The organism is Mannheimia sp. ZY171111, assembly GCF_017750945.1.
In the GTDB taxonomy this organism is placed as follows: domain Bacteria; phylum Pseudomonadota; class Gammaproteobacteria; order Enterobacterales; family Pasteurellaceae; genus Mannheimia; species Mannheimia pernigra.
The window spans coordinates 743,023-757,980 of the sequence record NZ_CP046532.1; the positions used below are offsets into that span (position 1 = coordinate 743,023).

At 38.9% G+C, this 14,958-nt stretch carries 4 protein-coding genes; all 4 read right to left on the bottom strand.

Annotated elements, in window-relative coordinates:
- Positions 1-196: 196 nt before the first annotated feature.
- Positions 197-3,622 (bottom strand): hemagglutinin repeat-containing protein, encoded by a 3,426-nt coding sequence (locus GM698_RS03540; protein ID WP_209289668.1) that lies wholly within the window; start codon positions 3,620-3,622, stop codon positions 197-199.
- Positions 3,623-3,706: 84 nt separating this feature from the next.
- Complete coding sequence (locus tag GM698_RS03545; RefSeq protein ID WP_209289669.1) at positions 3,707-4,105, bottom strand: hypothetical protein; 399 nt, start codon at positions 4,103-4,105, stop codon at positions 3,707-3,709.
- The gene (locus tag GM698_RS03550; RefSeq protein ID WP_209289670.1) at positions 4,105-4,782 is read right to left on the bottom strand and encodes a hypothetical protein; all 678 of its coding nucleotides are present in this window, start codon (positions 4,780-4,782) and stop codon (positions 4,105-4,107) included. The genes GM698_RS03545 and GM698_RS03550 overlap by 1 nt, the downstream gene beginning before the upstream one ends.
- A gap of 288 nt (positions 4,783-5,070) precedes the next feature.
- Positions 5,071-14,922, bottom strand: a complete 9,852-nt coding sequence (locus GM698_RS03555; protein ID WP_245189288.1) for a hemagglutinin repeat-containing protein — start codon at positions 14,920-14,922, stop codon at positions 5,071-5,073.
- Positions 14,923-14,958: the final 36 nt, after the last annotated feature.

Here is a 14,958-nt window from a genome sequence, read left to right on the forward strand (position 1 = left end):
ATAGCTAGTGCAGTAATAATAGGCATGAATAATAAAAATCTAATATCCTCGTATATAAAGTTCCAAAAAGACACTCTCATTTTGTACCTAAAAAAATAAAAGTATAACTTTACAAACGAAAATATACCTAATATGGCAATATTAGAAAAAATATATGATATAAAAAATGCAAAAACATAAACTCTTAAAGGGTATTTCATTTTTCCACTCCATTTAAAAGTTTAAATTTTTCATATTCATTTTCGGAAAATTTATTACTAATACTATCTATAGCATTTCCTACTCCTACAGGAACTGAACTAGGCTCTACGAACTGAATAAGTGGGCTTCCAACTCTAACTTGTTTAGTATTTAAACCTCTACCATATGTATTAATATATTTATCCAGCGGTTTTTCTACTCCTTTACCAAAGCCATAACCTATACTACTTGTTACTGTTTTTACACCCGCTCTTTCCAGCGCATTTTCGACTGAGAAACCTTGTAATTTCCCATCTTGCCATTTAGCATTTTCTAAGCCTCCCTCTAAAAAACCTGTTCCAATATTCCAAGCCGTATATCCTTTAAAACTAAAGTCTTTCGTAATATAGGCTTCTCCCATATCTTTTAAGGTTTCTTTTACACTAATCTCTCCATTAGTCAGGTATTGAGCACCAGCACTCACCGCACCATTCGCTCCCACTATCACACGGGTTGATGTTGATGAGAGGTCAAATAGTGCTTTACCGACTTTGCCTGCTCCCAATACAGTAGAGAAATAAAATTCAGGAACAACAGGTTCAGCACCTAATTCTCGTCCAAATACTCTATAATTATTTGAAAGCCCAGATATATTTGGGTATTCCCATTTTGCACTAAATTCATAGGCATTCGTTTTTTCTGTTCTAACTGCACTAGCTGCTTGGTCAATGCCTTTTGTTAGCTCTTGTTTTGCAAGAGGATCATTTTCAACTTTATTTATAATCTCGGGATTAGATAATGCCCTCTCTATTTGAGTAATCGCTTCACTACCCAATAGCCCCTCTGTTGGTTTAGCTTTAGCCTCCGCTTTATTGGTATTCATTATTTTTGCCATCCAGCCTGAGCCGTCAAAGTAAACACTCTCTCTGGCATAATCAAATCCTTCTTTAGCAAAAGATGTATGTTTAGCACACTCCTCTGTATTTCCTCCTAATCTACAAGCCGCTTGTAATGTCTCACTATTTGCTTTATTAACATCAGTAAACTCTTCTTTTACCTGTTTAATACATTCTTGATTGTTGCCACAAGCTGTCATCTCCCTTTGATAGTCAATCCAGTCTTGCTTAGATAGGTAGTTATTCTCCACCGCATTCTTCCCTATCCCTTGCCCAGTTTTCACCGCTTGGGCTGTTGATAGGGAATTTCCTCCGCTTGCAGATAAACCACCAGCCAAACCAGCCGCTACTTGGCTCAGCTCCGATACCGTCCGTTTTTCCGCTTCAGTCAGGTTTTCAGGCTCTTTGCCGAAGAGGTTTTTAGCGATGATGTTTGCACCCACTTCGCCCGTTACCGCTGCTGCCGCACCTGCTCCAGCTTTGCCACCCTGTGTGTAAGCCTCTACTGATCCCCAAATAGCGTGAGCAATCAGGTTCGCCGCTTCGTTGCCTTCGGTTGCCTGTTTGATTTCTGTGTTGATATAAGGCGAAACTGCTCCTGCGATTACCCCTGCCATTGGGCTGCCACCTAAAGCTAACCCTACCGCATTGGTTATCGCATCCACCCCTTGTCGGTAAGCTCCACCTGTTTCCCATTTCTTCGCTTCATTTTCCAATTCACGAGCTTTAGCAAGATTGCCTTCTGCTTTTGCCTGTTCTGCTTCGGCTCGCTTATTTTCTGCGTGAGTGGCAACTTTTTCATTGATGGTTGCTATACTGATAGTTTGGAGCTCTTGCGTCGCTTTAACCTGATAATCCAGCTCTTTTTGTAACTTATCTTTGTCAAACCGATTTTCTAATTTACCCGAACGGCTTTCTGCTATTTCAGTAGTAATATCGGTTTTCACTGCGGCTTTAATTTGCTCTGCCGTTTTACCGGTTTTCTCAATTTGAGCTTGCTCATTTCTTACGGTCAGATTTTTTGTGTTAATCCCTGATTGGGTTTGGCTCGATTGGCTATTACTATCCGACCCGTAGCCCACATTCACCCCGGCTTGTAATGACTCTGCACCCGTGGCTAAAACCGGGTTGCCGCTTTCATCTTTGACTGTTTTTGAACTCTGTACTTGTCCTTTATCCCCTAACGGCGTATCAAAATTCGCTGCCGCACTCGCACTGACTCCCACGCTACTGCCCTTGTAGTTAGCATGGTTATCCAAGTTCGTGGCATTCAGCGTGCCTGTACTAAAACGATTTTTACCTTCCACTTCGGCTTTTTCGGTTGAGGTCACTAAACCTGCCGTCAGTTCAGTATGGTTTTGGATATCAATATCATACCCCTCATCACCTGCAAATATCCCAGCTTGCTGACCGACTGTTGCCGTATCTGCATTCATTTTCGATTTGCTGTAACTTGCACTGCCTGAAACACCGGTGCCGACTGTGATTTGACCTTGTATGCTCTCTTGTTTGCCCTTATAGCTCATTGTGTCTTGCTGGCTTTGAACATTCAGGTCTTTTGCTTTCACCTCAACCCGTTTGCCTTGCACCTGTGAGCCGATAATGTTCGCTGTATTGCCGCTCTCAATTTCGGTTTTGCTTGATTGACTGCCCACTTGGCTGCCTACCCACGCTTGGCTTTCGCCATTGCCATAGCCTTTTGAGGTGTTGCCACCTGCCGTTACCCCTAGCGTTGGGCTGCCTGCTCCTCCAAACTGAACAGCAACACCTGCATTAAAGCCACTCGATTTGTTTTTACTTCGTTCGAGATGGTTTTCATCCACGGCTAAAATATTCACATCGCCTTCAGCTTTCAGATGAGTACCACCTTTGCCTGAGACATCGCTACCTGCAATCGTTAAGGTTGAGTTTTTACCGTCTCCTTCGGTTTTGATATTGACCTTACCGCCGGCGTTGATTTGGCTTTTCTCTGCCTTGTTCCCTTCGCTATGTTGGGTTTCGACACTTTTTTGCTCGCCATAAGTTATCGATACACTCACATCTTGGCTGAGGGCTTGTGCTGGGTTTTGCCCCATCGCTTCGGCTAACTTGCCCACTTGCTCTGCGGTTCGCCACGCCTCAAAACCCGCATTCACTGCACCTAACGCATTGATTCGGTCGTTTTTACTGCTACCCACCGATTTTGCAGAATTTACGCTTTTTTCGACCGCTTGTATCGTTTGCACCACAGGAATATTAACGGCAATCGTCACCCCTTTCTGCTCATAAGTCCGTTTGTAGTTACTTTCATAATCTGAACGCGCCGCCGTAATGTTGGCTGATTTGGCGGTAATATCTACATCACCATCTCGGGAGGTCACGACGCTGCCGGTTTGTTGGTAATGTCCGTCTGTGCGAATTATTGTATCACCCGATAAACTCCCCTCTTGGCTACGAGCCGCACTTTGTTGGGTGTGGTCTAAAGTGGTTTCGTTTAAATCTATATCTTTATAACCAGCCCAGTTCATTGCATTTTTCGTACTTGAAGCTCTCGATGGTGGGAGCATCCTCGCTCATGCCAAAACAAGCGGTTGATTTACCGCTAAAATTTGCAAAACATTCAATATAATTAACCGCTTGTCATTCAACTACTAATTCCTATATTTCATATTTTCCATACAAGTCTTAGTATTATCTCCATCTTGTGCCATACACCAATATAATGGGGCTTTAAAACGGTATCCCAAGTCATAATAGCAACTACTATTAGAAGGGATAAACTTACGCAGTTCCCGATACTCTTTATATTCATTTGGATATTCTGTTTTCATATGTAAATAACCTGATTTTTCATAGAGGTTTTCTAGATGTTCGAACCTTTTTTTATTTTCACTGCTGAGTTTAGATTTATTTTTTTCAAAACAATATCTCATTTCAGAAGCAGAAATATGTCTACCGTCTTTAATCCAAAAAGTATATGAATTTGGTGAACCATTAGCCAAATAACATCCTGATATTAACAATGAGAATATAAGTGATAATTGTCTCATTACTTATCTCCTTTTTCTTTCTTTAAGATTATCTTATTATCAAAGTTAATTGGTTCTATTTTAGGTCCAATCCCTCCCCAAACTTTTTCCTGATAATTAATTATATTCTGTCTATTTTTCTCACTTTCTTCATCGAAACTAGGATTTAAAAAGTTAATTACATCCTCATCACGATAATACGCTTTTGTATGATCCCCTGCGATAATCCCCCATATTGGTATTCCTGTCCAATTACTGCCTGTTGTATCTGTATTACCTATACCTAAACTAAAGCTACCAATTTGATACGGCAATCCTATTCCTGTTGCGACTATATCTCTAGGGGCTGCTGCATATTCTACTTTTCCATCTCTAAACAGAGATGCCGCTTTTTCTGCATAGCCTTTATCATATAAATCAAATGATAATCTTCCTCCAATCGTTTTATTTGTTATTGGGTAGGAAGTTCCAGCCACATAGCCTTTTAAAGTGGTTTCGTTTAAATCTATATCTTTATAACCAGCCCAGTTCATTGCATTTTTCGTACTTGAAGCTCCTAAACTGTGTGCAACGTGATCTAACGAAACTCTCTCATTCGGATTTTTTGCATTGTATGAATTGAGCTTATCCCAAATCGAGGCTTGATCTCGGCTTGCATTTGAAGCCCCAAATATTCTTAGTGTATCAAAGCTATCCATTACTAATCACTTTGTATATAATGATTCAACTTGACATGAATTGCTAAATAAACAGAATCCCACAGCTGGTTTAAATCTATATCCCTTACTATATAAACATTCAAACATACCTTTATCTCCGTTATCAAATCTTTTACATTCTGAAAAAACAGAATATGTAGCTGGAGTAGCTCCATTTTTCCAAGAATTTATATATTCTCTACTGAACCCAACATACGTTTTTGCATTGTAAAATGCACATGAAGTTAGAAATAAACTTAATATTACAAAATAAAATGTTCTTCTCATCTATTTATTTCCCTCTAACTTATTAAATCTAGGTCCCATATACTCTCCTTTTATATCCCAAGTATGTTTTAATGAATTTAGCTTTTCTTCATATTTCTTAGATGGTAGGTTTTTAAAATAGAAATCAAAAACCACTTTATCTCTAATATAACTCCCATGATGAGGCAATAAGTCAATCAAAGGAATACCAATATCCGTATTCCCTGCTGTAGATGGTGTTCTACCAATCAATAAACAAGTACCAACACAATCTCTTGGAGCAATTGAATAATCCAATTTCGTTTTTCCAAACAGTCCTTTTGCTTTGTCAAAATAACCTGTTTGTAAATCACTATGTATTGGATAAGATGTTCCCAATGCCGTTAAATTTGCATTTAAGTTATCTAAACTTACTTTTTGATAATCTGCCCAATTCATTGCATTCTTCGTACTTGATACACCTAAGCTATGTGCAATATGCTTTAGATCTATTTCAGTATTTGGATTATTCTGATTATATTCATTTAATTTATTCCAAATAGTTACTTGATCTCGGCTTGCATTAGATGCACCAAATACACTTGGTAAATTAAATCCAGCTCGTAAACGCTCAAAGACAGTGAAGGTTATTTCTTCTGTTAAACCTGCATAAGGCTTTCTTACAATTAATGAAGAATTATTTAGTACATCCGAACCACCATATAAAATTCCTCCTTCAATTCGCTCATTATCATTCATATTAAAAATACCGTGAACATACATTCTTGAAACTAGCTCTGCTTCATCTTTAGTTAGCTTTCTATTTTTCAGTTTTTCCATATCAAGCTCAAAAGATTTTAAACAGCTTGGATCAGTACAATTTTCTGGTTTATATTTCACTAAAATATTCTTTTCATTTTTCTCCACGTCGTAATAAAGTTTATCGCCAATCGCAGAAAGGTTTTCCATAAACTCCTTAGCTACGCCTAAATCACGCTCAAAGTCAGATTTAACTCTTTCAATATCAACTTTCGCTAAGGATTGATGAATATTGCCCTTATTTAAATCCGCTATTTTGGCGTTATTTTCCTTCTCATTACCTTTCGTAATCACAATATTTTTTGTGTTAATGCTACTTGTTGTGACACCTGTTTCATTACTATCACGGCTAACAACGCCTAAGGTACTTGCTGCTAAGGCTTTTGCTACGCCCCAGTTACCTTGATTAAATACACCAGCTAAACCATCTAATTTCACACCCGTGTTACGCTCTTTTTCAGTATCTGACTTCTCCAACTCTGCTTGAGAAATAGCTGCTCCACCCATTCCTTCAATAGTTTGAATAACTTTCTCATCTTTTGCAGTTGTTGGAATTTGTGTTTCTTGAGTCGGATTTGAAACAGAACTTGCATTATTTCCGAATGGAATACGGAAATCTCCATCCATTGAAACACCAGCATTTAATGAGTAGCCCTCTGTATTGTAGTTAGAAATATTTTTCAAATCACGATACTCAAGCGTACCGGTTGAGAAGACGTTTTTATCATTATTTTCCGCTTTATCCGTTGATTGCATTACACCGCCTACTAAATTGGTATGGTTTGCAATATTGACTTGATAACCATCATCTCCCGCATAAATACCTGATTGTTCAACCACATTTTTATAGTGAGCATTCATTTTTGAAGAACCGTAACTACCAGAAACAGATGCCCCAACTCCCACAGTTGCAGAGCCTGAAACATTTTTCTGTTTACTGTCGTAATCAAGTGTTTCTTGTACACTTTCAATATGCAAGTTATCCGCAGTTAATACAACACCTTTGCCTGAAACTTGTCCACCTTTTAGAGTCACATCATTACCTGAATGGATTGTTGTTTGGCTATTTGAACTACCAATATGAGAATAGGTATAGGTAACTTCATCACCATTGCCGTATCCTTTTCCATAGTTTGCCCTAGCTGTAAATCCAATACCCCCAGTACTCACTGTTACTCCAGTATTAAAACCACTCGATTTATTATTGCTACGCTCTTGATGAGTTTGTTGAGCAGCTTCAATGTTGATATTGCCCTCAGATACTAAATTTGTACCCGAACGACCTGCAATATTTGAACCAATAACATTAATTTGAGAATGTTCGCCATTACCAATAGCAGAGAGATTAATCTTACCACCAGCCTTAATTTCACTACTTGCCATTGTTGAACCCTTACTTTGGCTTGTAGAAACACTTTTTTGTTGCCCGTAAGTTGCAGAAATACCAAAATCAGAAAAAGTATTGCCTTGTATAGACCCTAGAGCTGATAATCCTGCATCTATGGCTCTGAATGAATCCCAAGCCGCATTTACAGCAGAAAGAGCATTAATTCGGTTGTTTTGGCTTTCTCCTGCCTGCTGTAAGGAATTCATTGCTTTTTCTGCTGCATTAACTGCCGACATTACGGGGTGGTTAATCGCAACCGTTACTCCTTTTTGCTGTACCGTGCGTTTGTAATTGCTTTCATAATCCGAACGCGCCGCCGTAATGTTGGCTGATTTGGCGGCAATATCTACATCACCGTCTCGGGAGGTCACGACGCTGCCGGTTTGTTGGTAATGCCCGTCTGTGCGGATTATTGTATCACCCGATAAGCTCCCCACTTGGCTACGCGCCGCACTTTGTTGGGTGTGGTCTTGTTCAATTTGTTCTTTCTTCTTGCCCACACTAACACCAATTCCACCTGTCCCCATTAAACCGCTTTTCGTTTTAATCCGTTCATCTTCCGCATAATGCGTCTTGGTGGCAGAGGTAATATTTACCCCTTCTTTACTATCAATCACTAGCTGCTTATCGGCAACCACCACAGAGCCGTGAATATCAACTTTGCCAGCTTCCGAGTAGAGTGTGACATGATTGCCGTCTATCTTACTGCCGATATTTTCCGTGGTATCGTGGTAGTGACGGCGGGTTTCCGTGGTTTTACTAAACCAACCTTTGGTACTGCCTTTCGAACTGCTGGCTAATTGTTCGGATTGCTCGCCTGATTCAATACGCACATCACCTTTTGAGCCAACAAAGGTTTCACCGCTTTCGCTGCTCACCGTGGCTTGGCGAAGCGTAGCATTTTCCATTCCGACTAGGCGAACACCGTCTTTACCTCTCAGGGTTGAGCCAATTTCACCTTGTTGGTCTAAACGATAGTAGTTATCCGCATTGCCGTTGTAGTGTTCTTTGTTGCTCACATTCAGCGTAGTAATACTCAACGCCTTGTCTGCTATCGCTTTTAAGCTGCCTTGGCTTTCAATATTAGCGGCTTTTATCGTAAGGTTATCGTCACTGTGTAAAGTTAAACGTCCACCTTCACCGGTGACTTTGACCGAAGCGAGTTGGTCTAACACCGTGCGGGCAAAGTTGCCGTCAGTACTTTGACTTGATGAGAGGGTAGAGCTGATTTCGAGATTTTTGCCTGCATAAAGGGATAAATCTTTCACCGCTTCAATCTTACCGCCTAAGTTGATGAGGTTTTGCTTAGCCGATAAATCCACCGTATCACCCAAAATCGTGCCTCGATTTTCCAGTTGATTGCTGTGTAAGCGAGTTAAATCTAAGCCGGTAATCACGCCACTGTTTTGTAGATTATCAACATTACCGATAATTTGATTGGCTGAAATCACTGCACCTCGGGAAGTAATGTCACTATTGCGGGCAACCAGATACACTTGTGGCACAAGGGCTGTTACTTTTCGCCCATCAGCCAGCGTGATTTCTTTATTCACTAACCACACCATATCTGTTGTCAATTCGGACATCTGTTTTGCGGTTAAACCAACCCCAACAGCAAGGTTAAATTGTTTAGCGTATTTCACTCCGTTATTCATTAAGGCTTTATATTGCTCTAAATCGTTGTTATAGCCTTGAATAAAACGGCGACCAGTCAGTTGGTTAATTTGTTCGTTAATTAAACGCTGTTCATAGAAACCATCGCCCAAGCGTTTATGTACATTATCGTGGTTGTGACGGAGCTGTTCAAACATATAGTCTGAACTCAGCCATTGTTTGCGGTCGGTAAATTTAGGATCGGTTTCAACAATATAGCCTTTCGTAGCATCAGGATTGATTTTGTAGAGACTAGCCTGAGGTAAACTTACGTCTGCTAAATGGGTTTTTACCATCGGCATAGTCATATTAGAGATATCCTCAGCGCCAAATTTATCAATAGTTGTTTGTAATTTAGCTATGACTTGTCCTGAACTGATAATATTATGGTTATCAATAGTCGGAGTAAACGTAATTTCTGTAGTAGTACCAATAGAAGAGTCTAATGAAGCCTTCCCAATAGAAATCGCATTCGGTTTATCTACATTATTCGACACGACCGATACGGTATCTAGCTGAATATCTTTTACTTTTGTTTTACCATCAACAGTTGCATTAGATGTAATTGGAGTACCAATAGTATTAAGTACGCGATTAAATGAAAAATGTTCAACTGGGTGATCATAAGGTCCATATTCCAATCCATTATGGTGGTAGTGGTAATGACCTTTTCTTCCTTTTTTCTTACGAACACGGTATTCAATTCTATAAGTGCCATTATCTTGACGATTAATTTCACCTATAATATCTTCATTATGCAGTTTTACTCTACCTCCATCTAATGGACTATTTTGACGATTTTTATCAAAAACCGTATCTCCTAGCCAAAGTTGTTTACCTACTAATAAATGACTATATTTATTATGAAGATCTTCCCCATCTAATTCCAATGAACCACCTATAGCGATTTTAGCTGGATCCGTATATTCTAATGTTGTTGTATTCGTTGTTTGATTATAAAACCAAGAATACCAACCAAATCCCTCAATTCTCGTACCATTCTTTAATTGAAAATAAGAATTTGGGTTTCTAGAGCCATTATTAATATTATAATAACCATCTCGTCCTTCTCGATAACGGTTGGAATTCTTGCCTAATGCATGCTCAACAATATTTTCAACTTGAGTATCAATACCTGTTTTTACATAGAGATCTTGATTTAATAACTGAACTGTATTGATTTTACCGTTTCCAAAAGCCTCAATAGTTGCACTGCCATTCTCTACAAAATCTGCTTTACCTGTTGCGTGATGGTTTTCATCTAATTGTCCACCAATTGAAAGTTTATCTAAGCTAAGAATCAGTGAGTGATCACGGTTAATCAGTTTTTCAACACCAAAATCTAATCTTTCTCTTGCAGCAATCGTACCCGCTTTAGTTTCCCCATCTACCGTTTCAGCTAAATTTTCGACCGTAGAGGAATTAAATGCCACATGATCGCCATAGATTTTTCCTGTACCGATATTGGTTACAGCAATACTATTGATTAAGGTTTTTACCCCGTCAATTAAACCTCGGTTCGTTAAAGCGTTTGAATTAAGCGTTGTCTCATTTGATGAAAGTTCTGAATTGGCGTTATTCACAATGTTATTTGCTGAAATTGTCATTTTATTCGCAATTGTCTGCTCAGTATTATTAGTGAAATTCCCATCTGTTTTAAGAGTGAGATTGCCAGCTTCAAAAGCATTATTTAAAATAAAGCTATCTTTTAAAGTAATATTTAAGTCACCTTTAGTTCTAATATTTCCTTCAGATTCCAAGCTTTTTGCATTTAAATTAACGGTTTTATTACCTTGAATTAGCCCTTTATCATTATTTACTGTTAAATTACCACGATTTAATACATTTACTGTATTAACAGCTAATAATTCCCCTTCCTGATTATCCAAACGATTATTTGAAGTTATAGAGACATTATTCGAACTATAAACGCCCCCCTGTTGGTTATTGAATAATGAGGCTTTTAAAGTAATATCTTTCCCTTGAATACCTTGTGTCGGAGTATTACCTTTTGCTTTTGTGCCTTGGTTATCAAGTTGTTCCGTGCTAAGTGTTAATTTATCTGCATAAATGAGTGAACCATTATGAGATGTCGCACGGTTATTGATTGTTTGTGCATTAATATTTGCACTAGAAGAAGAGAGTTTACCTTCTTGGTTATCAAGTACTTTGGTTGATAAGGTTAAATTACCGTTACTTTGAATAATGCCTTGTTGATTTTGTGAACTCTCTACAGCAGTAATGTTAAGCTCGCTTCCACCATAGAGCTTACCTTGTTGATTAAGCAGAGTGGTTACGCCTTGTAAAACCACACGACCCAATCCAATAATCCCTTTTGCGACATCTTGAGTATTCCGGTTATCAATCATATTTTGGTTAACATCAATTAAAAGTGAATTATCTGCACGAATAAGGCCGTTCTGATTATTCATTTCACCTGAACGAATACTAGCCTGATTTTTAGAGAAGATTAGACCATATTGGTTATCAATCTGTTGTTGAGCAGTATTAATTACTAACTGATTTGATGAGGTGATATTACCTTGTTGGTTGTCCAAGCCTTTGGTCGTCAATGCAAGCTGATTTTCTGCACCAATTATTCCTTGTCGATTATTTAGTGCTGTTTGTGTAGTAATAGTTAAATTAGCAGATGTGGAAATAATTTGACCTATTTGGTTATTGATTTTATTTGCCTTCAACAAACCATCATTAACCACTAGAATTTCACCTGACTGATTTTGGATATCAGAGACTTGAAGTGTAGCATGATTCAATACTGCAACTCGCCCGTCTTGGTTATCAAGTTGTTTAGCATTCAAGGTTAAATCTGTTACTACAATACCTTGATGCTTATCTGAAAGCGTATTGCGATTATCTAAGGTTTGTAATGTTGTAACCCCTGCTGTTTTTGCACGAATAGCACCCTGTTGATTATTAAGAGTATTAGTGTCTAAGTTCAGTGTACCATTTTGTGCTGAAATAAGACCTTTTACATTATTGAGATCAGATTGGTGACTATTAATAGTCAGTCTTTCCCCGAGGCTAGCAAGTACGCCATTTTGGTTCTGAATCCCCTGTTTTACATCAACGTGTGCGGAGTGTTGTGCAATCAATTTACTCCCTTGATTATTAAGGGTTTGTGCAGTCACATTCACTTGATTACCACTGATTTCACTCTGTTTGTTTGATTTAATGGAATCAGCAACTAAATTGACAATATTCGCAGTAATTAAACCTGTATTCTGTAAGAGTGTATTGGTATTTAAATTAAGCTGTGATTGTGTACGCATTTCACCCTGATTATTAACGAGTGACGTAGTATTTACTGTACTATTTTTCCGTGAAAGAATATTGCCATTATTGTTATTCAGAGAGCCTGTATTTATCGTCAATGCATTCTGAGCGATAATTCCTCTATCACTCTGATTTTCCAATAGTGTATCTTGATTGTTAATTGATTGACTATTGCTATTAAGCGTAATGTTATTTGCAGAGATTAAGCCCTGATTATTTTCAATAACTCCGCTGTTAATAATAATATTTTTAGCAGCAACAATACGTCCTTTTTCATTTTCTAGACTATGATTATTAGTATCAATCTTTAAAGAGCTTTGCTTGCTACCAATAGTTCCACTCGTATTATCTAACGTACTTCCTGCTTTAATATTGCCATCAAACTTCGAAATAATTCGGCTATCTTTATTACTTAATTCTGCTGATGTTGTAATATCCAGATTATCAGCAAAAATTAAACTTTGATTGGTTGAACTCAGTGAGTTTGCAATTAAGTTTAATCTCTCTGCTTGGAGAGTACCATTTTGCTGATTGAAATTACCTGATAATGTCATATCTGCCTGCTTAGCAGAACGAATGCTCCCTTGATCATTAGTGAGGTTTTTAGCATTTAAAGCCAAATTTTCTTGAGAGTAAATCAAGCCTTGTTGATTATCGATATTTGTAACATTAAGAGTTTGATTCCCTACACTGACAATACGCCCTTGTTGGTTGGTAATATTTGCAGACTGAATATTCAGCTTACCAAGTGCTACAATCCCTTTATCTTGAGTGTCTGTTAACGTCTGCTTATTAGATAGGTTTTGTCCCTGAGTATTAATAGCAACATTTTGATTAGATTGAATTAAACCTTCATCATTAATGACCTCACCAGAGTTAATCGAAAGACTATGATTAGATAGCATTACGCCATTTGTCGTATCAATTTGACTTGTTCCAGCATTAACAAATAATTTACCATTTGCCAATAATCGACCTTGTCGATTATCCATTCCCTGAGAATGAATGGTTAAATCACCTTGTGTTTTAAAGGTACCACCTTGGTTTTTAAGTTGATCATTGACCGAGAGGTTCAGCTCATCCGTGCCCGTCTGTTCCCAAACTGCATTTTGTGTATTGAGCGAACCTTGATGAGAAGTGATTTTTTCTGCTTTAAGGTAGCTTTGTTGCGTTTGGAGTTCGGTTGGTGTACTTAATGATAGGGTTTTATCTGCAATCAACGTTGCATTATTCGCTTGAATGTGACCTTGATGAGCGGACACATTCACAGAGTAAGCGTAAGCTTGGCTATTATCAAGATCGATTTCTGAACCTTGAACATTGATCTTACCTGAAGCAATATTTTTTCCCTGTAAGGCTGCTTTTATCGTGGCCGAAACCGTAATATCTTTTCCCTGAGCAGAATGGGGTTCAAGAGAACGCACTTCACCTTGTGCAGTATCTTTGACTTCTACACCAGCTGCAATGAGTGATTGGGTTGAAGCTCTCACTTTAGGTGCTTGATAGGTAATGCTACCTTTAGCGACAGATTCTCCATTCTGGGTAATTTGAGAGGATGCTGTTTTATGGATATTACCATGACGAGCAACAATCGAGCCATCTTGCTTAATATCAGCGGTACTGTTCAGTTTGATATCGCCTTGTTTATTTTCAATCTTGCCTTTGTTTTCAATCCCTTGACTGGCAGTAAGTATCATCGGTTTAGCTGCATTAAGTGTACCGGTATTGACAATTCGCCCTTGGCTATCAATTTGCAGGGTGTCGGCACTCGCCCCAATATGCCCCGCATTACGTACACCCACGCCATTTTCCGTGCCGATAAGATGAATTTTGCCCGAGTACATTCCGCCCAACTCACCCACATCAATGGCGAATTGAGGTTTAGCTTCCTCTGCAAGCGGTTGTTTTGTGTGGATAATTTGCAAATGGTTGTCAGAATCTGACCGCTTGATGGTATTTTTACCCGTGATAACGTTAGTCTCTTTTTTCGACCAAATGCCTGCATTAACCTCGGCTTCTCGGGCAAGGATGGCAGTGTAATCCACACGGCTATTATCCATTCCTTTGCCTGAGACGCTTACCTTGCCTTTTTCCACCACAAAACTTTCAAGGTTGCCACTCACAATCTGTGGCTTGCCTGTGGTAAAGGTTGCTCGGTTTGAATGGATAATGCCGCAGCCCTCACAATGTAAGCCTGACGGGTTGGCAATAATCACCTCCGCCTTTTTACCTGCCACTTCCACATAGCCTTTTAACACAGAAGGGTCGGACGAATTCACCTCATTTAAAATCACTTTCGCCTCACCGCGTGCCAGGTAAGGGTTGCCGGTAATATAGCCTGCCAATTGAGTTTGAGTGTGTGTGTGGCTGTTGTTGAGAATCGCCCCTCGGGTATCGACATCGAATTTTGAATATTTATTATGCGAAAGCCCTTTATCGTTTGGGGTTTGGATATTGATTTGAGGCAGACCATTTGCGGTTTGCAGAATAATGGGTTGCTCACTTTTAGGGGCGGATTTATCCGCTTGAATAATGAGATTCGCCAGCGCTGAATCTGAAAATGCCACAAAGCCCAAGGCACAAAATAGGCTAAAGACAAGCGGTCGGATATGGGCAAAAAGTTGCAAAAACGTGAAAGGGGATTTTTCAGTTGATTTACCCTCAGACTTTGCGAGTTCAGAGGTCACCACTACGCGTTGTAAGGTTTTGCTGAAAATCACACGAAAGCATTGTTTGTTCATATTCAATTCCTTTATGTTGTAGAAATAGTGGGTAAA

Coding starts and splice junctions, on each gene's coding strand:
- GM698_RS03555 (WP_245189288.1), bottom strand. CDS start 14,922: ATGAACAAACAATGCTTTCGTGTGATTTTCAGCAAAACCTTACAACGC.
- GM698_RS03545 (WP_209289669.1), bottom strand. CDS start 4,105: ATGAGACAATTATCACTTATATTCTCATTGTTAATATCAGGATGTTAT.
- GM698_RS03540 (WP_209289668.1), bottom strand. CDS start 3,622: ATGCTCCCACCATCGAGAGCTTCAAGTACGAAAAATGCAATGAACTGG.
- GM698_RS03550 (WP_209289670.1), bottom strand. CDS start 4,782: ATGGATAGCTTTGATACACTAAGAATATTTGGGGCTTCAAATGCAAGC.